A 19,075-nucleotide genomic window follows, 5' to 3' on the forward strand; every position below is an offset into this window, starting at 1 on the left:
TTGATAAGTATTGCAAGTTACGATTTTTATAATTTTCTCTAAATTAATTTTTATTAATAATATAATTCATGATACTATCTGATGCTCCTTTATTCATTTGAACAAAAGTGCTGCAAATATGCCCTTTTTCGAAACGTTCATCTTCATTTTGAAGTAATAAGTTCAATGCTTCATTAAGTTGGGTTTGGTTTTGAATAGAAATACATCCATCCATGTTAACCAAAGCGGTTGCTTCTGCAAAATGCGAATAATTTGGACCAATAACAATTGGAACACCAAAAGTAGCTGGTTCTAAAATATTATGCACACCAGGATTTCCAAATCCACCACCAACATAGGCAATATCTGCGTAAGAATATATTTTTGTTAGAATTCCAATGGTGTCAATAATGAAAACTTGAAAATCAGCTAATTTGTCATTCTGAACTTGATTCAGAATCTCATCTTTTTCTGAAAATAGGATACTTTTTTTCTTAATTAAATTCTTTAATTCTTGAATTTGTTCTTGTTTGATGTTATGTGGTGCAATAATAAATTTTACATTTTCAGATGAATTATTAATGTATTCAATCAGTAAATTTTCGTCTTTTGGCCAAGAACTCCCAATTACTATAGTTGTTTCGTTGTCTTTAAATTCTTCAATATAACCTAAAGAATTGTCTCTTTCTAAAATAGAAACTACTCGGTCAAAACGTGTATCACCAGAAATTTTCACATTATTGAATCCAATGCTTTGTAATAATTTTTTAGATTTTTCATTTTGAACAAAAAAGTAATCAAAAGTCTTTAAAGCATCTTTATAAAAACCACCATACCATTTAAAAAACGCTTGATCTTCTCTTAAAATTCCTGAAATTAAGTAAGTTTTAATATTTAGTTTTTTCAGTTCATTTAAATAATTAGGCCAATATTCGTACTTAATAAAGAAAACTAGTTCTGGATGTGCTAAATCTAAAAATTGTTTAGCATTTGATTTGGTGTCTAACGGTAAATAAACAGTAACATCAGCTACAGTATTGTTTTTTCGAACCTCATATCCAGAAGGAGAAAAGAAAGTAACAACAATTTTATGGGAAGGAAATTTATCTTTGATTTTTTCTATAACGGGCAAGCCTTGTTCATATTCACCTAGTGAGGCAGCATGGAACCAAATCGTTTTATCATCAGATTTAATTTTACTTTTTAAAGTAGAGTAAACTGTTTTTCGACCATTTACAAAAAGCTTCATTTTTGGACTAAACAAAGCAACTATTTTAAGAATTTGCGAGGCTAAATAAACAATTAGATTATAAACAGTAAGCATGGATTTCTTTTTAATGGGTTAAAAATACGTTTCTTTTGTGTAATTTTAAATTGTAAGTTAGAATTTCTTACTTTTGTAACACTTAATTTTATTTCAAATGAAGTATCCAAATTAAAGAATTAGAATCATTACAGATTTTTTTCTCATGGATTTACATTTGACCATTAAAAAATAACGACTATCAACATATGAAAAAACTACAAATGGTTGACTTAAAAAGTCAATACGAAAAAATTAAAGATGAAGTTAACGCTTCAATTCAAGAAGTTTTAGATACAAATACATACATAAATGGGCCATTGGTTCATCAATTTCAAGCAGATTTAGAGAAATATTTAGGAGTAAAACATGTAATTCCTTGTGCTAATGGTACAGATGCGTTGCAAATTGCCATGATGGGATTAGATTTAAAACCAGGTGATGAAGTAATTACTGCCGATTTTACTTTTGCGGCAACTGTTGAAGTTATTGCATTATTACAATTGACTCCAGTTTTAGTGGATGTTGATATGAATAATATGAATATTTCGTTGGAAGCTATTAAAAAAGCAATTACTCCAAAAACAAAGGCGATTGTTCCAGTTCATTTATTTGGCCGTTCGGTAAATATGGATGCCATAATGGAAATTGCTAAGGAACATAATTTATATGTAATTGAAGATAATGCTCAAGCTATTGGAGCAGATTATACTTCAAAAGATGGTTCAAAAACTAAAGTTGGAACGATTGGTCATGTTGGAGCAACTTCATTTTTTCCCTCTAAAAATTTAGGTTGTTATGGTGATGGTGGAGCAATTTTCACAAATGATGATGCATTAGCTCATAAATTAAGAGGAATTGTAAATCACGGAATGTATGAAAGATATCATCATGATGTGGTTGGAGTAAATTCTCGTTTAGATAGTATACAAGCTGGAGTTTTAAAAGCAAAATTATCTCGTTTAGACGAATATAATAAAGCACGTCAAGATGCTGCAAGAAAATATTCTGCTGCACTAGGTTTAAATCTAAATATTGTAGCACCAACAATTTGTGATACTTGTGATTGTCATGTTTTTCATCAATATGTTATCAGAATTACAAATGGAAAACGCGATGGTTTATTAGCGCATTTACAAAGTAAAGATATTCCTTGTGCAATATATTATCCAATTCCTTTACACAGTCAAAAAGCGTATGCTGATACAAGATATAAGGAAGAAGATTTTCCGGTAACTAACCAATTATGTAAAGAAGTTATTGCTTTGCCTATGCATACTGAATTAGATGATGAACAAATTAAATTTATAACGGATTCTATTTTAGAATTTGTTTAATTCGATTTTTAGATCGTTCGAATAATCGAATAATCGAATAATCGAGAAATCGAAAACATGAAAATAGTAGTCACAGGAGGTTTAGGATTTATAGGTTCTCACACAGTAGTAGAATTACAAAATGAAGGTTTTGAAGTTGTAGCTATTGATAATTTATCAAATTCATCTGAAAAAGTTTTAGACGGAATTTTCAATATCACAGGAAAAAAACCAATTTTCGAAAAATTAGATTTAAGAGAAAAAACAGCAGTTCAAGATTTTTTTTTAAGACATAGTGATGTTGTTGGTGTAATTCATTTTGCGGCTTCAAAAGCTGTAGGAGAAAGTGTAGAGAATCCTTTGTTGTACTATGAAAACAATATAAATGCTTTGGTTTATGTTTTGCAAGAATTAACAAAATTAGATAAAGCAAACTTTATATTTAGTTCTTCATGTACAGTTTACGGTCAAGCCGAAAATATGCCTATTACTGAAAATGCATCCATTCAACCAGCAATGTCGCCTTATGGAAACACCAAGCAAATTGGTGAAGAAATAATTACTGATGTAGCTAAAATAACAAATGTGAATTCAATTTTATTGCGTTATTTTAATCCTATTGGTTCACATCCAACTGCTGAAATTGGAGAATTACCTTTAGGAGTTCCGCAAAATTTAGTACCTTTTATTACACAAACTGCAATGGGTTTACGTGAAAAATTATCTGTTTATGGAGATGATTATCCTACATTAGACGGAACAGCAGTTCGTGATTATATTCACGTAGTGGATTTAGCAAAAGCTCATGTTGTTGCCTTGAAACGTTTATTAGACAAAAAAAATCTTGAAAAAGTAGAAACTTTTAACTTAGGAACAGGAACAGGAAGTTCTGTTTTAGAAGTAATAAATACTTTTGAAAAAGTGTCCAATAAAAAATTAAATTATCAAATTGTTGGTAGAAGAGAAGGTGATATTACGGAAGCTTATGCCAATACCGATAAAGCAAATAATGTTCTAGGTTGGAAAGCAAAATCTACTTTAGAAGAAGCTTTATCAAGCGCTTGGAAATGGGAACAGAAAATCAGAAGTTCAAATTAATAAAAAAAGCCCAAATAAGTAAAATTATTTGGGCTTTCTCATTTTTAGGAAGAAACTACTTTACAGCTTCATCCATCTTTTTTTCCATATTCTCTGCACCTTCTTTCATGTCGTGTCCAACTTCTGTTGCTGTAGAGTCAATTGCATCAACTGCATCTTCAGTTGCCGTTTCGATTTCAGTTCCAACAGCTTCGGTTGCATCTTCTACCTTATCTTCAGTAGATTCTTTACAAGATACAAATGCTAGAGTTGATACAAATGCTAATGCTAAAATTACTTTTTTCATAAATTAATGTTTTTTAAATTAATAATTATTTGATAATCAAATATATAAAAAACTATTTAATCTTCAATAGAAAATTTGGGTTAGGACAATTTCTTGTATAAAAATCCACTTCTTTTTTACTACATACACCTGGATAATCTCCTTTTTTTCCTTGCATGTCTTTTATAATCTGAAAATGTAAATGCGGTGCATAATCACCATTTATTGGCGCTGCTCCAAGTGTTGCAATTTGATTCCCTTTTTTTACAATTTGACCAACTGATTTTCCATCTAAACTATCAAGACTTAAATGTCCGTATAATGTGTAAAAAGTTAGGTTGTCAATTGTGTGTTCTAAAATTATCGCTGGGCCATAATCTCCTAAAGCAGTATTGTTTTGAAAGCTGTGAATTTTTCCGTCTAGTGCTGCTAAAACACTAGTTCCGGCTTTTATCCATAAATCTAATCCAATATGAATGTTGCGTTCATCTGTGATTTCGTTTTTAAAAACTTCACTTCTTCTGTATAAATTTCTTGTTTCTAAATAACCACCAAATGCAACTTTTGCTTTATTATTTGATAAGTGATTTTCAACGAATTCTTCAAAAATTAAAGCGTCAGTTAAATTTAAATCTAATTGATCTGTGTGAGTTGCTGATAAATCTAAAGCCACATAATCTTTGTAATCAATTGATGAATCAATGACTTTTATATTTTTTTGTTCTATAAGTAATTCTTCTAAATTTCTATTCATATTATTATTCTACTAATTCATTATATAATTTTTCGAAAGTTTTATCTAAATCAACACTAAAGCCAGAATGTGGTCTTGAAGTTTGTATACTTGAGCTTTTTATAGCTGAAATCCATCTAAAACGTTCATCTTTTTCAAATTGAGCTATTGGACCACCTTCTTTTTTGCCTTCACAGATATTTACTAAAGCCTCAAGATTGATTTTTAGAAGTTCTAAATCAAAATCAGTACAGAAAGCTTTTATTTTTTCAGACGGAATATTGTATTTAATGCGCAAATATTTTTGACGTTTTGAGTAAAGCATCAAACCAACATTAATAAATTCTTCGCGTTCAACTTTAGGTACAACACGAATTACAGCATATTCATATAAGTGTTTTTCGTGCATCTTGCGCTTGTTTTAAAAATAATTCTGAGTTTTGCAATCGTATAGATAAAAATTGAAAATAAATCTCCCTAATTTCGTTTGGTGAAATATTTTGATCTTCCCAATGCAACCAATCTTCAGGAATTTGATTTACAATTTCTTTTAATATTGAATCATTTAATTTTGAAGTAAATTCAGTATGAACTTCATCTAATTTTGATGCCTTAGGTAGTAAAACGTGATCTTTAATTAAAGCAAAAGGTGTTTTTGCAGTTGCTTCCCAATTGGTCCAAGAATGATGAAAATAAAATGCAGCACCATGATCAATTAGCCAAAGTTCTTTTTTCCAAATTAATAAATTGGTGTTTTTAAAAGTTCTGTCAACATTTATGATAAAAGCATCTAACCATACTATTTTTGAAGCTAAAGTAGCCTCACAATCATTTGCCGCTGCATCATAAGTTAAGGCTCCAGATAAGAAATGTAATCCTAAGTTTAAACCTTGACTAAATTTCAATAAATCTTGAATTTCTTCATCAGCTTCTGTTCTTCCAAAGGCTTCATCCAAATTAGCAAATACTAATTCTGGAACGGGTAATTCCAAATATTTAGCAATTTGTCCACCTAAAAATTCAGCGATAAGTGCTTTTACACCGTGACCTGCTCCTCGAAATTTTAAAACATATTTAAAATCATCATCAGCTTCAGCTAATGCAGGTAACGAGCCACCTTCTCGAAGAGGAGTGATATAACGTGTAACGTTTACAGTACGTAAATCTAAATTCATAAATAAAAGCATTCTTTCAACAAAGATAACTAAAAATATAGGATGATTTTTTAAGTTATTTTGGATAATATATTTTAAAATGTAATAATTTGTGGTACATTTAATATGAAGTTATTGTGTAAGATTTATTCAAATTAATAATGAGCCTCCAAAAAGAAGAAAAAAAATTCTGGCTAAAGCATTTTCGAATCGAAAAATCAGAAAGTATACCAAAAGAATGGAATAACATTGGTGGCTATGGCTATGGAGACGAACAAACCGATGACTATTTTTATTTTATAAGTTTACGTGTTGATATTGTTCATGAAATATATCTAAAAGAATCTTACGTTACAGACGAAGGTGTAAAACACATGATGAATTTCAAGAATTTGAGAAAGCTTCATTTACGAAAACATGATCAAATAACTAAAGAAAGTATTCCGTATTTCAATAAAATGGAATCTTTAGAAAGTTTAAACATTACTAGAACACAGATAGCTTTAAGCGATTTATGTGAAGATTTGAACAATCAAAGTCTTAAAGAAATTTTTTTGGATTCAAATGATGATGACACAGAAGAAAACATTCTTAAAAAAGCTTATGTGTTAAAAGATAGAATGCCAAATTGCAACGTATATTTAGATTGTTCTAATTCAACTGATGTATTTGGTAATTCAGAAAAACCTATATTCTAAAAAAAGCCTTTCAATTAGAAACTGAAAGGCTTTTGTATTTTATTTAGTTAAAGCTTATGCAGAATGAGTTTCAGCGTCTTTATTAATTTTTAATAAATTGCTTTGTAATAGTTCCATTTTCACCATTTATTTTTATGAAATAGATACCATTACTTAAAGTAGAAACATCAATAGTTTTATAGTTTTCATTTTGGTTAATAACAGTTTGGCCAATTTGATTGATAATATTTATAGATTTAATTTCAAAATTATCAGGAACATCAATGTTTAATAAATGATTTGTTGGATTTGGAAATAAAGAGATTTCATTTGAAGAATTGAATAAATCATTAGTTAAGCTGCCTGAATTGTTTAATCTTAAAATTCTATTTTGATTTACTCCATTATAAGCTGTAAATGATCCACCAACTAAAATTTTATTGTCATCTTGTATGTTTATGTCATAAATAGAATGTTCAGCATCAATGGATGCGAAAGCAAAACCAGTTCCTATATTAAAATTTGAATCGAAACTTCCATTGCTATTTAATAATATTAATGATTGTATAGTTTGTGAGCTATTGCCATAACACCCCAATAAAATCTTTCCATTACTTAAAATTTTTGTGGTTAGAATCTTGTCGCAATAAAAACCGTTTGGATAAAATGTTACATCAAGTGTTCCGTTTGGATTTAGTCTTGCAATTTTGTAAACAGATACATTATTTACACTGCTAAAATCTCCTGCGATAATTAATTTATCATCAGAATTAACCTCTATGGAAAACACGCAACAAACACTTACAATATTAAAAGTTGTATCAATAGACCCGTTAGCATTTAATCTTTTTATACTATTTCCATCAGTATAAATAATTTTACCGTCATTTTTTAAAATAACTGAATTTTGATTGCTATAGCTACTATTAATTGTTATATGATTAAATGAATTGTCGTTTGAACCATCTGAATTTAAACGAAATAATGTATTGTTACTTTTTACAATTATTTTTCCATCAGATTGTAGAATTATTTTATTAATTGAGTTTGTATATAATGGTAAAATAGGATTGAAAGTATTGTCTACAGAACCATCCGCATTTAACCTTACAATTGAACTTTTTGCAGTATTATTAAAAAAGTCGAAATGACCTGCAGCAATAATTTTATTATCCGATTGAATAATGATTGAATTAATATAACTAAAATTACGTGCTTGAATATTAGTGTTTGCTACTGCACCGCTTCCGATGTTAAAGCTTTGGTCTATGCTTCCATCTTCATTTACTCTAACGATTGCTTTCGTATCTGCACCGTTATATCTTGTAAAAATCCCTCCAATAATTATTTTTCCGTCAGACTGAATTTTTGTACATTTTACAGTATGATTTGGGCCATTGTTTTTATTAAAATCAAAATCAACTGTTCCATTGCTATTTAATTTTGTAAATGAACCAATGTGTGTGTAATTGTAGAAATCAAAACTTCCTCCAATAAAAATATTTTGATTATCTAAAAATAAAGTTGAAATTTTTCCTGTAATGTTACCACTAGAGGGCGGAAAAAATATATTTGAAGGTCCACTAAAATTGTTAAATGTTAGATCTAATGAGCCATCAGTATTTAATCTTGCTAAATTTCTTATTAATGTTTGATCAATTTTAATAAAATCACCACCTACAATAATTTTACCATCAGGTTGGATTTCAGTTTTAATCACTTCTCCAGGATATATGTATGTGTTTCCAGTTACTAAATTTCCTTGTAAAATGAAACCATTTCCAACATTAAATGTATTGTCAATTGAACCATCACTATTAATTCTAACAAGTCCTTTTGCAGGAGAATTATTGTAGGTTATAAACTGACCTCCAACAATGATTTTGTTATCAGGTTGTATAGAAATTGAATTAGCTTTAATATATTCATTAGATTGAAAACTTAACCCTATTTCAGAATTAAAACTTAAATCAATAGTCCCGTCACTATTTAATCTTGCAATATGATTTCTAACAGTACTATTAAAAGCCGTAAAGTTACCTATAACTATTATTTTCCCATCTGGTTGTAACTTTAGACTTTTTATATCAGTTTCACTATTATAGTTTGTAATACCATATTGAGCACCTAAACCACTAATGTTAAAACTTGTATCAAGAGTTCCATCAGTATTTAATCTTGCAATTCTGTATGCATTTATATTATTATATGTAGTGAAATTGCCACAAATAATAATTTTTCCATTAGGCAGAATTATAGATGAGTTGATAATTGAACCACTAACGCCACCAACTGTATTTACTATGGTAGAATTAAAAGTTAAATCAGTTGAGCCGTCTGTATTTAGTCTTGCAATATCACTATAATTAGCTCCACTATTACCATTTAAGTATTGAAAACTTCCGGCAATAATTATTTTCCCATCTGGTTGTATATTTATTGATTTTATATTACTGTTACTAAGAGTGCTAATAACAAAGCTATTGTCTTGTGATCCATCAACGTTTAATCTTATTAATCCATTACACGGAGTTCCATTATAAGATGTAAAACTACCTGCAACAATTGTTTTACCGTCTGTTTGTAGAGCAGCAGCAGTAACAAAACCATATTTTATAGGGCCTTCTCCATTTCCGGATAAAGCACTGTTATTGTTAAAAGTAAGGTCTAGCTCAGCAACTGTTTGGGCATTAGTAATAGCAGTAAAAAACAGTACTAAATAAAAAAATAAATTTTTCATAATCAATCAATTTGACTTTCAAAGATAATGAATTTAATCATTTCTTTAGAAAAAATTAATTATGCAGAATGCGTTTCAGCGTCTTTATTAATTTTTCCAACCAATCCAACTAAAACTTTTCCTGGGCCAACTTCTGTAAAGCTAGTTGCTCCATCAGCAATCATTTGTTGTACAGATTGTGTCCATCTAACTGGAGCAGTTAATTGAATAATTAAGTTTTTCTTAATCTCTTCAGCATTAGAAACAGCACTTGCTGTTACGTTTTGATAAACCGGACAAATAGGAGTGGAGAAAGTAGTTGCTTCAATTGCAGCTGCCAATTCTTCTCTTGCTGGTTCCATCATTGGTGAGTGAAATGCTCCACCAACAGGTAAAATCAATGCTCTTTTTGCTCCAGCTTCTTTCATTTTTTCGCAAGCTTCTTCTACCGCTTTGTATTCTCCAGAAATTACTAATTGTCCTGGACAGTTATAGTTTGCAGCCACAACAATTCCATCAATTGAAGCACAAATATCTTCTACAATTTTATCGTCCAAATTTAAAACAGCAGCCATTGTTGAAGGTTTAATTTCACAAGCTTTTTGCATAGCTAATGCACGTTTTGAAACTAATTTTAACCCATCTTCAAAAGATAATGTTCCATTGGCAACTAATGCAGAAAATTCACCTAATGAGTGACCTGCAACCATTTCGGGTTTAAAATCAGCTCCTAAAGTTTTTGCTAAAATTACTGAATGTAAAAAAACAGCTGGTTGTGTTACTTTCGTTTCTTTTAATTCTTCAGCAGTTCCTTCAAACATTATGTCTGTGATTCTGAAACCTAAAATTTCGTTTGCTTTTTCAAATAAATCTTTGGCTAATGCTGAGGTTTCATATAAGTCTTTTCCCATTCCTGAGAATTGAGCACCTTGACCTGGAAATATGTATGCTTTCATTTTATGCTGAATTTATTTCAGCATCTCATCAATGCTGAACGATTATTTTGTTGCAAAAATAACATTTTTATTATAAATCAATTGAATTTACAATTTCCATTAACTCATTTTTTAAATCAGAATTATTAATTCCGTTTTTATTATCAAAATTATCATGAAAACTTGGCAAAGAAAATGTGCCTACTAAAGTAGCATCATGTCTTGGAAATCTATCTTTCGCAATTTCTAAAACCGATTGTCCACCACGAGCACCTGGAGAAGTTGCCATTAATAACATTCTTTTTCCTTGAAAAACTTTTCCATTTATTCTAGAAGTCCAATCTAAAATGTTTTTAAATGCAGCTGAATAAGCGCCATTGTGTTCGGCTAATGAAACAACTAGTAAATCTGCTTCTTCAATTTTATTAAGGAAGTTTTGAGCTTCTTTTGGAAAACCATTTTCTTCTTTGTCAACTGAAAAAACAGGCATTTCAAAATCATTTAGATCTAAAATTTCGACAGTAGCATTTTTAAATAAACTTGAGGAATAAGTTGCTAGTTTTTTATTAATTGAATTTTTACTTGATGAACCACCAAAGGCTATTATTTTTTTAGTCATTTTTTTTGTTTTTATAGTATGAAAGAGCTCCAGAAGGACATTTATTTACAGTTTCCATGATTTTATCTGTCAATTTTAATCCAAGGTTTTTCTTTGGGTTGAAAAACATCAGGATTATTTCTTACACAATTTCCAGAATGCGTACACTTTCCAGATTGCCATACAACAGTAACTTCACCGTTTGTATATTCTTTTGTAATGTCTTTTGTGCTCATGGTTAATAAATTTAAGTTATAAAATATCTTGAAATTCAGGTGTTTTTTCTATCACTTTTTTTGCAAAAGGACAAAGAGGAATTATTTTGATGTTTTTTTCTCTAGCATATTCAACTGATTTTTCAACCATCATTTTGCCATAACCTTTTCCATTATTCCCTTCATTTACTTCTGTGTGGTCAATTATGATTTTATCTTCACCAGCAAACACAAAAGTCATTTTAGCTTCTGTTTTTCCATTTTCTTCAATATAGAAAAAACCATTTTTATCGTTTATATTTAATTGTACTTCCATTTTTTATTTGATTTAAACTGTGACTGAACACTACTAACTGAACACTGAGCACTTTTTTAAACTTCCATCGGAATTTCCATTACTAAAAATTTTGCTTTTGTATATGCTTTTATTTCTAATGCTGAAGTTTCCCAAACGCCAAGTGCATCTCTTTGTTCTAGTTTTTCACCATTTACTTCGATTTCTCCTTCAATATTCATGATGTAAAATCCGTTTCCTTCTTTTTTAAGCGTAAGTTTTTTTGAAAAATATTCGTCAAAATCGCTTAAATAAAACCAAGCATCTTGATGAATCCAAACACCTTCATCATTTTCATTAGGTGACAATATTTGAGCGAAATTATTTTTTTCTAACGATTTATCTAAAGTAATTTGTTGGTAACGTGGTGTAACATCACGAGTTTTTGGAAACAACCATATTTGAAATAATTTAGTTTGTAAATCTGGATTTGGATTAAACTCAGAATGTTGAATTCCTGTTCCGGCACTCATTACTTGAACATCACCAGTTTTTATCACTTCAGTATTTCCCATACTGTCTTTATGTGCCAAATCACCTTCTAACGGAATAGTGATAATTTCCATATTGTCATGAGGATGAGTCCCAAAACCCATTCCTGCTGCAATTGTGTCATCATTCAAAACTCTCAAAGTTCCAAATTGAACTCTTTCTGGGTTGTACCAACTTCCAAAACTGAAACTATGAAAAGCATTTAACCAACCGTGGTTTGCATTTCCTCTTGTTTTTGCTTTATGTAAAACTGTATTTTTCATAAGGATATAAATTTAGTAATTATTATGATACAAATTTACGTTAGGAACAAAGGAAGAGCACTTAACCTAGATTAAGAAATTACTTTTTCAGCATTTTAGCTTTCATTTTACTAAAAAATTCTGGTGTAACTCCTATGTATGAAGCAATTTGTTTTTGAGGTACACGTTGAATTAGCGTTGGATATTTTGAACAAAATTTTTCAAAACGTTCTTCTGCAGATAGACTTAAATTATCCATTAATCGTTCTTGATGAGCTACTAATGAGTTTTCAGTTAGAATTCTAAAAAAGCGTTCTAATTTTGGAATTTTTAAATATAATTCTTCTTGGTTTTCTTTTGAAAGTAAAACGATTTCAGCATCTTCATTAACTTCAATGAATAAATTTCCCGGTTTTTGAGAAAGTAAACTATACATATCTCCAATCCACCAACCTTCACAAGCAAAGTGTAAAACATGCTCAACAATATTGTCGTTAATATTGAAACTTCTTAAAATTCCAGAATTCACAAAATAGGAATGTTTGCAAATTTCTCCAGCATTAAGTAAGACTGCTTTAGCTTTGTAATTTCTGACTTCAATTTTAGATAAAATTAGTTCCTTTTCCTTTTCAGAAAGCGAAATTATTTTTTCTATATTTTGAAGTAGTAAAGTCATTATTTTTTAGGCTTTTCTTCTTTTGGTAACAGTGCAAAATGTGTCACTTTAAATTTTTCATTAACTATTTCTCCAGAAACCTCTGCTTTTCTAACTGCTTGACAAAAGCCATCATGTGCGTGTGCATCACCATGATCATCAATCGATGTTCCTTCTACAAAATATGCTTTTCCATCCACTCTAATGGCTAAATCGCATCCTTTTTTGTCTGTCATTTCAAATTGACATTGACCACAAGAAGTTTCTACAATTTGTTTTTCAATCGTTATTTTTTTCTCTTGAGCAAAAATGCTTAAAGTTGAAAAGAAGATTAATAGTAAGACTGTTTTTTTCATTTTTTATGGATTTACGGTTACTAATTTAGCTGTTATTTTTGCTCTTTCAATAATTTTTTCAATTGGAGTTTCTAATGAATCGTGAGTTAAAACAACTCCCATTCTTCTGTAAGGTCTTGAAGTTGGTTTGCCAAATAATCTAAAATCTGTTTTTGGTAAACAAGCCACTTTTTCAACACCAGTAAATGTTGGATTGTTAGAGTTTTCAGAAGCTAAAATTACAGCACTTGCTCCATTTTTTTCTAGAGTAATTTCTGCAATTGGTAAACTTAAAATCGCACGAAGATGTAATTCAAATTCATTAAAATTTTGAGTATTGGCTAAAGTAACCATTCCAGTATCATGTGGCCTTGGAGATAACTCAGAAAAATAAACTCCTTCGTCTGTTAAAAAAAATTCTACACCAAAAAGGCCAGCGCCACCAAGTGCTTCTGTAACTTTTTCGGCCATGTCTTGTGCTTCAAATAAATCTTTGTCAGAAACTCTTGCAGGTTGCCAACTTTCCATATAGTCACCTCGTTCTTGTCTGTGGCCAATTGGTGCACAGAAAAGAGTTGGGTTGTTGTTTTGGGTAACTGTTAATAAAGTAATTTCAGAATGAAAATTCACAAATGCTTCCACAATAACTTCTACAACATCACCACGAGAACCTTCAACAGCATAATTCCATGCTTTTGTTATATCTTCATTAGTTTTTATAGTAGATTGACCTTTTCCAGACGAACTCATTAATGGTTTTACTACACAAGGCATTCCAACTTCTTGAACGGCTTTTTGTAATTCATCTGCAGTTGTTGCATAGCGATAATTTGCTGTTTTTAAACCTAAATCTTTAGCTGCTAAATCACGAATTGCTTTTCTATTCATAGTGAAATTTGCAGCTTTTGCAGAAGGAACAACTGTGATTCCTCGTTTTTCATAATCATAAAAACGTTCTGTTCGAATAGCTTCAATTTCAGGGACAATAAAATCAGGTTGGTGTTTAGTTACGATTCTGTCTAATTCTGCACCATCAAGCATGTTTATGACTTCAAAACTATGTGCGACTTGCATTGCAGGTGCATTTTCATAACTGTCAACTGCAATAACCGTTTGACCGATTCGTTGTGCTGCAATTACAAATTCTTTTCCTAGTTCACCTGATCCTAATAATAATATTTTCATTGTTTTGTTTATTGGTTTAAAAGGTTATGAGGTTAAAAGGCATTACTTATAACCTTTTAACCTCATACCTTTTAACCTATTTTATGCTAATACTTCTTTAATTCTTCGCATTGCTTCAGATAATAACTCTTCGCTTGTTGCGTAGGAGAATCTAATGCAGTTTGGATTTCCAAAAGCTTCACCTGTTACTGTTGCAACATTAGCTTCAGAAAGTAAATACATTGCAAAATCGTTAGCGTCTTTAATTTCTGTTCCTCTAAGGATTTTTCCAAAATAGTCAGATACATCTGGGAATACATAAAATGCTCCTTCAGGTGAATTGATTTTTAATCCTGGAATTTCTTTAATTAATCCAACTACTAAGTCTCTTCTGCTTTTAAAGGCTGAAACCATTTCATTTAATACTTTTGGATCAGCATCAACAGCTGCAATTGTAGCTCTTTGTGCAATTGAATTTGCTCCAGAAGTAACTTGTCCTTGCATTTTTGTACAAGCTTTTGCTATAATTTCAGAAGCTCCAATATAACCGATTCTCCAACCTGTCATCGCGAAAGCTTTTGCAACTCCGTTTACGGTAATAGTTCTTTCAAACATACCTGGAATTGAAGCTATACTACAAAATGTTCCTGAAAAGTTGATGTGTTCGTAAATTTCATCAGAAACTACATAAATTTCTTGTTTTTGGTTTAGAATTACTTCTGATAAAGCAGTTAATTCTTCACGATTAAAAACAGAACCACTTGGATTACAAGGAGAACTATACCAAATCATTTTTGTTTTTGGTGTAATTGCTTTTTCTAGTTGTTCTGGTGTGATTTTAAAATCACTTTCAATAGTTGTTGGAACTTCAACAGGAATTCCTCCAGCCATTTTTACGATTTCGTAATAAGAAACCCAATAAGGAGCTGGTAAAATAACTTCATCACCATCATTAAGCATGACTTGAGCAATGTTGTACAAAGCTTGTTTTGCACCAGTGGAAACTACAACGTTTGAAGGCTTATAATCTAAATCGTTATCTCTTTTGAATTTTCTACAAATGGCTTCTTTTAAATCCATATACCCATCAACTGGAGAATACGTTGAGTAATTTTCGTCAATTGCTTTTTTTGCAGCTTCTTTAATGAAATCAGGAGTGTTAAAATCAGGCTCACCTAAACTTAAACTGATGATGTCTTTCCCTTGTGATTTTAGTTCTCTAGCTAAAGCAGCCATAGCTAAAGTTTGAGATGTCGATAATTTGTTAATTCTGTCTGAAAGTGGATTGTTCATGGTATTGATGATGTTAAATAAAGAGACGCGAAATTAATCGCGTCCAGATGTTTATACTAATTGAGGTTTTTGTCCTAATTCTTTTAAATGTTTAAAATGCGAATAAAGAGCTCCTCTCATGGTTTTAAATTCATAATAAGGCAAATTGTATTCTAAAGCTGTTTCTTTTACAATTTTACCGATTTTATCATAATGAATATGACTGATGTGTGGGAATAAATGATGCTCTACTTGATGATTCAATCCACCAGTATAATAATTTACTAACCAGTTTTTTGGAGCAAAGTTAGCTGTTGTAAACAATTGGTGAATAGCCCAAGTGTTTTCCATAGTACCATCTTCACTTGGAGAAGGAGTAATGGTGTCTTCAACCACGTGTGCCAATTGGAAAACTACACTTAAGATAACTCCTGCTGTATAATGCATTACAACGAATCCTAATAAAACTTTCCACCAAACAATTCCAATTACCATTGGAATTACTAACCAGATAGAGAAATAAATTACCTTAGTAATAACCAAGGTTGTCCATCTTATTGAAGGTTTTACGAATTCTCCATAAGATAATTTTCTTTTTAAAAAACGTTTCATTTGAAGAAAATCTGTAGTGATTGCCCAATTGAAAGTCAAAAGACCGTATAAGAAAACGGAATAAAGATGTTGAAATTTATGAAAGTATTTCCAGTCTGCTTGTTTTGTAAAACGCATTACTCTTCCGGCATCTAAATCTTCATCATGACCATGAATATTAGTATAGGTGTGATGTAAAACGTTGTGCTGTACTTGCCAGTTGTACACATTACCGGCTAAAATATAGATGCTTCCACCCATAATTTTGTTTAGCCAGCCCTTTGATGAGTACGAACCGTGATTTCCATCGTGCATTACGTTCATTCCAACGCCAGCCATTCCTATTCCTATAACTACGTTAAGAAGTAAATAAACCCAAAAAGGCATATTCATTGCCAAAAGAAAGAAATAAGGTGTTAAAAATATTGCAAACATCACTACAGTTTTTAAATGCAGTTTCCAGTTTCCTGTTTTTTGTATTTTGTTTTCTTTGAAGTATTCGTTAACTCTCTTGTTTAGAGTACGAAAGAACTTCATTGAATCGTTGTTTGAAAAAGTTGGTGAATTCGAATTCATAAATATTTAATTAAGTGTCAAAGATAATTATTATAATTTTTTCAAATATGATATTCATCATTTTTTATTCATTAAAATGACTATTTTTGTAAAAAATTAACTTTATGCAAGAAATTTTAAAGCAATTTCCCAATTTAACTCCTGTTCAAATTGAACAATTTGAAAAATTACAAGCTTTATATGAAGATTGGAATTCAAAAATCAATGTAATTTCAAGAAAAGATATAGACGAACTTTATACAAGACATATTTTACATTCTCTTGGAATAGCTAAAATTCAGCAGTTTGAAAAAGGAACATATATTTTAGATGTTGGAACTGGTGGTGGTTTTCCTGGAATTCCATTAGCGATTCTATTTCCAGAAACGCGTTTTTATTTGATTGATGTTATTGCTAAAAAAATAAAAGTGGTTAATGAAGTAGCAAACGCTTTAGATTTAAAAAATGTAAAAGCTGAACAAATGCGTGCTGAAAACGTAAAAGGAGATTTTGACTTTATCGTAAGTAGAGCAGTTACAAATATGCCTGATTTTGTAAGTTGGATTAAAGATAAAATCAAAAAACAAAGTAAACACGAACTTAAAAACGGAATTCTATATTTAAAAGGTGGTGATTTAACGGAAGAATTAAAAGATTTTCCAAAAGCAACAGAATATAATTTATCAGATTATTTTAGTGAAGATTTTTTTGAAACTAAAAAAGTGGTGCATTTGCCTTTAAAGTTTAAAGCATAAAAAAAGGGATTCAATTTTGAATCCCTTTTTTGTATTTATTTTTCTCCTAAGAAAGGATATCTATAATCTTCTGGTGTAACGAAAGTTTCTTTAATGGTTCTTGGTGAAACCCAACGCAATAAGTTTTGCATAGAACCTGCTTTGTCATTTGTTCCTGAAGCTCTTGCTCCACCAAATGGTTGCATTCCTACAACAGCTCCTGTTGGTTTGTCGTTGATATAGAAGTTTCCAGCAGCATTTTCTAAAGCATTTGTTGCTTCAACAGTTGCGTATCTATCTCTACTAAAAATTGCTCCAGTTAAAGCATATTCTGAAGTTTCATCCACTAATTTTAATGTCTCTGACCATTTTGCATCTTCATAAACATAAATTGTAATTACGGGTCCAAAAAGTTCTGTTTCCATTGTAGCATACTTTGGGTTTGTTGTTACAATAACTGTTGGCTCAATAAAATAACCTTTAGATTTATCGTAATTTCCACCTACTAAAATTTCAGCATCACTATCTTTTTTAGCTTGGTCAATAAAACTAGCTAACTTGTCAAATGAACCTTCATGAATAACTGCTGTAATGAAGTTTCCAAAATCTTCTGGAGAACCCATTTTCATAGAATTTACATCTGTTACTAATTGCTCTTTAACTGCAGGCCACATACTTTGAGGAATGTAAGCTCTTGAAGCTGCTGAACATTTTTGTCCTTGAAATTCAAATGCACCACGAACTATTCCTGTTGCCACTTGTTTTGGATTTGCTGATGCATGTGCAACGATGAAATCTTTTCCACCAGTTTCTCCAACAATTCTTGGATATGTTTTGTAAGTATGAATATTGTTTCCAATTTTCTTGAAAATTTCTTTAAAAACATACGTTGAACCTGTGTAATGAACTCCAGCAAAATCTGGATGATCAAAAATTGTATCAGAAATCATCACTGGATCTCCAAAAACTACATTGATAACTCCATCAGGAACTCCAGCTTCTTTGAAAATATCAATAATGATTTTTGCAGAAAAAACTTGACTATCACTAGGTTTCCAAACAACAGTATTTCCCATTAATGCAGCACTAGCAGGTAAATTTGCAGCAATAGCCGTAAAGTTAAATGGAGTAATTGCATAAACAAATCCTTCTAAAGGACGATATTCAACTTTATTCCAAACATCAGAATTTGACGTTGGTTGGTCGTTATAAATTTGAGTCATGAATTCTACGTTGTAACGTAAAAAGTCAATTAACTCACATGAAGCATCAATTTCTGCTTGAAAAATATTTTTTGATTGTGCAATCATTGTTGCAGCATTAATTCTAGCTCTATATGGACCAGCAATTAATTCAGCAGCTTTTAAAAAGATTGCAGCTCTGTGTTCCCAAGGCATTTGAGACCATTCTTTTCTTGCTTCTAATGCAGCTGTAATAGCTTTATCTACATGAGATTTTTCAGCTAAATGATATGTTCCTACGATATGTTGATGGTCGTGAGGAGCAGACATTGTTTTTGTGTTATTTGTGCGAATTTCTTCTGAACCTATGTACATAGGAACATCTATATTTTCGTTCCACATTTTCTTATAAGCTGCTAAAACGGCTGCTTTTTCTGGAGAATTTGGAGCGTAAGATTTTACGGGTTCGTTAACCGCTTTTGGGACATGAAAGAATCCTTTTGGCATGATAATTTTATTTAGATATTA

Annotated in this window: 20 protein-coding genes and 1 pseudogene; 4 read left to right on the forward strand and 17 right to left on the reverse strand. The window is 30.6% G+C overall.

From position 1 onward, the window contains the following. Window positions 1-43 precede the first annotated feature (43 nt). Entirely contained in the window at window positions 44-1,303 is a 1,260-nt protein-coding gene (locus AAC008_RS06490) for a glycosyltransferase N-terminal domain-containing protein (protein ID WP_339888185.1), read from the reverse strand. A gap of 176 nt (window positions 1,304-1,479) precedes the next feature. On the opposite strand from AAC008_RS06490, the pseudogene AAC008_RS06495 reads away from it, so the two are divergent. Both AAC008_RS06495 and galE read left to right on the forward strand, forming a co-directional pair. After that, window positions 1,480-2,619 (forward strand): annotated as a pseudogene (locus tag AAC008_RS06495) (DegT/DnrJ/EryC1/StrS family aminotransferase); the annotation flags it as partial. Between the two features lie 57 nt (window positions 2,620-2,676). Then, the gene (gene galE, locus AAC008_RS06500; protein ID WP_339888187.1) at window positions 2,677-3,696 is read left to right on the forward strand and encodes a UDP-glucose 4-epimerase GalE; all 1,020 of its coding nucleotides are present in this window, start codon (window positions 2,677-2,679) and stop codon (window positions 3,694-3,696) included. Between the two features lie 55 nt (window positions 3,697-3,751). Here the strand turns inward: galE and AAC008_RS06505 are convergent, their stop codons facing one another. From AAC008_RS06505 to AAC008_RS06520, 4 genes are read right to left on the reverse strand one after another with little or no spacing between them, the layout of a single operon-like run. Beyond that, complete coding sequence (locus AAC008_RS06505; protein ID WP_339888188.1) at window positions 3,752-3,982, reverse strand: hypothetical protein; 231 nt, start codon at window positions 3,980-3,982, stop codon at window positions 3,752-3,754. A gap of 52 nt (window positions 3,983-4,034) precedes the next feature. Further along, entirely contained in the window at window positions 4,035-4,715 is a 681-nt protein-coding gene (locus AAC008_RS06510; protein ID WP_339888190.1) for a peptidoglycan DD-metalloendopeptidase family protein, read from the reverse strand. Between the two features lie 4 nt (window positions 4,716-4,719). Beyond that, window positions 4,720-5,103, reverse strand: coding sequence for a DUF3037 domain-containing protein (locus tag AAC008_RS06515; protein ID WP_339888191.1), 384 nt, complete (start codon window positions 5,101-5,103; stop codon window positions 4,720-4,722). Next, the gene (locus AAC008_RS06520) at window positions 5,081-5,869 is read right to left on the reverse strand and encodes a HipA family kinase (protein WP_339888192.1); all 789 of its coding nucleotides are present in this window, start codon (window positions 5,867-5,869) and stop codon (window positions 5,081-5,083) included. Before AAC008_RS06520 ends, AAC008_RS06515 begins: the two co-directional genes overlap by 23 nt. Before the next feature lie 140 nt (window positions 5,870-6,009). Between AAC008_RS06520 and AAC008_RS06525 the strand changes: the two genes are divergently transcribed. Further along, a complete protein-coding gene (locus AAC008_RS06525; protein WP_339888193.1) occupies window positions 6,010-6,546 on the forward strand; it encodes a hypothetical protein in 537 nt (178 codons plus the stop codon). Between the two features lie 82 nt (window positions 6,547-6,628). Here AAC008_RS06525 and AAC008_RS06530 read toward each other — a convergent pair whose 3' ends face one another. The 11 genes from AAC008_RS06530 to AAC008_RS06580 all read right to left on the reverse strand — a co-directional run bounded on the left by AAC008_RS06530 (window position 6,629) and on the right by AAC008_RS06580 (window position 16,653). Further along, window positions 6,629-9,265, reverse strand: coding sequence for a T9SS type A sorting domain-containing protein (locus tag AAC008_RS06530; protein WP_339888194.1), 2,637 nt, complete (start codon window positions 9,263-9,265; stop codon window positions 6,629-6,631). A 59-nt stretch (window positions 9,266-9,324) separates the two neighbouring features. Next, window positions 9,325-10,200, reverse strand: a complete 876-nt coding sequence (fabD, locus tag AAC008_RS06535; RefSeq protein ID WP_339888195.1) for an ACP S-malonyltransferase — start codon at window positions 10,198-10,200, stop codon at window positions 9,325-9,327. A gap of 70 nt (window positions 10,201-10,270) precedes the next feature. Beyond that, window positions 10,271-10,798, reverse strand: coding sequence for an NAD(P)H-dependent oxidoreductase (locus AAC008_RS06540; RefSeq protein WP_339888196.1), 528 nt, complete (start codon window positions 10,796-10,798; stop codon window positions 10,271-10,273). Window positions 10,799-10,860: 62 nt separating this feature from the next. Continuing rightward, window positions 10,861-11,013: a (4Fe-4S)-binding protein gene (locus tag AAC008_RS06545; RefSeq protein WP_339888198.1), complete on the reverse strand. Its 153-nt coding sequence runs from the start codon at window positions 11,011-11,013 to the stop codon at window positions 10,861-10,863. Between the two features lie 16 nt (window positions 11,014-11,029). Beyond that, window positions 11,030-11,308: a GNAT family N-acetyltransferase gene (locus tag AAC008_RS06550; protein WP_339888199.1), complete on the reverse strand. Its 279-nt coding sequence runs from the start codon at window positions 11,306-11,308 to the stop codon at window positions 11,030-11,032. 56 nt (window positions 11,309-11,364) lie between these two features. Beyond that, window positions 11,365-12,081 carry a pirin family protein gene (locus tag AAC008_RS06555; protein WP_339888200.1) on the reverse strand — a complete coding sequence of 239 codons (717 nt, stop codon included), beginning with the start codon at window positions 12,079-12,081 and terminating at the stop codon, window positions 11,365-11,367. Window positions 12,082-12,160: 79 nt separating this feature from the next. Further along, entirely contained in the window at window positions 12,161-12,736 is a 576-nt protein-coding gene (locus AAC008_RS06560) for a Crp/Fnr family transcriptional regulator (RefSeq protein ID WP_339888201.1), read from the reverse strand. Further along, window positions 12,736-13,071, reverse strand: coding sequence for a DUF6370 family protein (locus AAC008_RS06565; RefSeq protein ID WP_339888202.1), 336 nt, complete (start codon window positions 13,069-13,071; stop codon window positions 12,736-12,738). The genes AAC008_RS06560 and AAC008_RS06565 overlap by 1 nt, the downstream gene beginning before the upstream one ends. 3 nt (window positions 13,072-13,074) lie before the next feature. Next, window positions 13,075-14,235 carry a formate-dependent phosphoribosylglycinamide formyltransferase gene (gene purT, locus AAC008_RS06570; RefSeq protein WP_339888203.1) on the reverse strand — a complete coding sequence of 387 codons (1,161 nt, stop codon included), beginning with the start codon at window positions 14,233-14,235 and terminating at the stop codon, window positions 13,075-13,077. A gap of 81 nt (window positions 14,236-14,316) precedes the next feature. Beyond that, the gene (locus tag AAC008_RS06575; protein WP_339888204.1) at window positions 14,317-15,507 is read right to left on the reverse strand and encodes a pyridoxal phosphate-dependent aminotransferase; all 1,191 of its coding nucleotides are present in this window, start codon (window positions 15,505-15,507) and stop codon (window positions 14,317-14,319) included. A 51-nt stretch (window positions 15,508-15,558) separates the two neighbouring features. Beyond that, a complete protein-coding gene (locus tag AAC008_RS06580; protein WP_339888205.1) occupies window positions 15,559-16,653 on the reverse strand; it encodes an acyl-CoA desaturase in 1,095 nt (364 codons plus the stop codon). 104 nt (window positions 16,654-16,757) lie between these two features. Between AAC008_RS06580 and rsmG the strand changes: the two genes are divergently transcribed. Next, window positions 16,758-17,387, forward strand: coding sequence for a 16S rRNA (guanine(527)-N(7))-methyltransferase RsmG (gene rsmG / locus AAC008_RS06585; RefSeq protein ID WP_339888207.1), 630 nt, complete (start codon window positions 16,758-16,760; stop codon window positions 17,385-17,387). Window positions 17,388-17,422: 35 nt separating this feature from the next. Here the strand turns inward: rsmG and pruA are convergent, their stop codons facing one another. Then, window positions 17,423-19,054, reverse strand: coding sequence for an L-glutamate gamma-semialdehyde dehydrogenase (gene pruA, locus AAC008_RS06590; protein WP_339888209.1), 1,632 nt, complete (start codon window positions 19,052-19,054; stop codon window positions 17,423-17,425). Window positions 19,055-19,075: the final 21 nt, after the last annotated feature.

Origin of the sequence: uncultured Flavobacterium sp. (genome assembly GCF_963975515.1) — a bacterium.
Taxonomy (GTDB): domain Bacteria; phylum Bacteroidota; class Bacteroidia; order Flavobacteriales; family Flavobacteriaceae; genus Flavobacterium.

Excerpts from the sequence above, each read along its gene's own strand:
- rsmG (WP_339888207.1), top strand. The coding sequence starts at position 16,758 with ATGCAAGAAATTTTAAAGCAATTTCCCAATTTAACTCCTGTTCAAATT.
- AAC008_RS06520 (WP_339888192.1), bottom strand. The coding sequence starts at position 5,869 with ATGAATTTAGATTTACGTACTGTAAACGTTACACGTTATATCACTCCT.
- AAC008_RS06530 (WP_339888194.1), bottom strand. The coding sequence starts at position 9,265 with ATGAAAAATTTATTTTTTTATTTAGTACTGTTTTTTACTGCTATTACT.
- pruA (WP_339888209.1), bottom strand. The coding sequence starts at position 19,054 with ATGCCAAAAGGATTCTTTCATGTCCCAAAAGCGGTTAACGAACCCGTA.
- AAC008_RS06515 (WP_339888191.1), bottom strand. The coding sequence starts at position 5,103 with ATGCACGAAAAACACTTATATGAATATGCTGTAATTCGTGTTGTACCT.
- AAC008_RS06565 (WP_339888202.1), bottom strand. The coding sequence starts at position 13,071 with ATGAAAAAAACAGTCTTACTATTAATCTTCTTTTCAACTTTAAGCATT.
- AAC008_RS06560 (WP_339888201.1), bottom strand. The coding sequence starts at position 12,736 with ATGACTTTACTACTTCAAAATATAGAAAAAATAATTTCGCTTTCTGAA.
- purT (WP_339888203.1), bottom strand. The coding sequence starts at position 14,235 with ATGAAAATATTATTATTAGGATCAGGTGAACTAGGAAAAGAATTTGTA.
- AAC008_RS06540 (WP_339888196.1), bottom strand. The coding sequence starts at position 10,798 with ATGACTAAAAAAATAATAGCCTTTGGTGGTTCATCAAGTAAAAATTCA.
- AAC008_RS06525 (WP_339888193.1), top strand. The coding sequence starts at position 6,010 with ATGAGCCTCCAAAAAGAAGAAAAAAAATTCTGGCTAAAGCATTTTCGA.
- AAC008_RS06575 (WP_339888204.1), bottom strand. The coding sequence starts at position 15,507 with ATGAACAATCCACTTTCAGACAGAATTAACAAATTATCGACATCTCAA.
- AAC008_RS06545 (WP_339888198.1), bottom strand. The coding sequence starts at position 11,013 with ATGAGCACAAAAGACATTACAAAAGAATATACAAACGGTGAAGTTACT.
- AAC008_RS06510 (WP_339888190.1), bottom strand. The coding sequence starts at position 4,715 with ATGAATAGAAATTTAGAAGAATTACTTATAGAACAAAAAAATATAAAA.
- AAC008_RS06555 (WP_339888200.1), bottom strand. The coding sequence starts at position 12,081 with ATGAAAAATACAGTTTTACATAAAGCAAAAACAAGAGGAAATGCAAAC.
- AAC008_RS06580 (WP_339888205.1), bottom strand. The coding sequence starts at position 16,653 with ATGAATTCGAATTCACCAACTTTTTCAAACAACGATTCAATGAAGTTC.
- AAC008_RS06505 (WP_339888188.1), bottom strand. The coding sequence starts at position 3,982 with ATGAAAAAAGTAATTTTAGCATTAGCATTTGTATCAACTCTAGCATTT.
- AAC008_RS06550 (WP_339888199.1), bottom strand. The coding sequence starts at position 11,308 with ATGGAAGTACAATTAAATATAAACGATAAAAATGGTTTTTTCTATATT.
- galE (WP_339888187.1), top strand. The coding sequence starts at position 2,677 with ATGAAAATAGTAGTCACAGGAGGTTTAGGATTTATAGGTTCTCACACA.
- AAC008_RS06490 (WP_339888185.1), bottom strand. The coding sequence starts at position 1,303 with ATGCTTACTGTTTATAATCTAATTGTTTATTTAGCCTCGCAAATTCTT.
- fabD (WP_339888195.1), bottom strand. The coding sequence starts at position 10,200 with ATGAAAGCATACATATTTCCAGGTCAAGGTGCTCAATTCTCAGGAATG.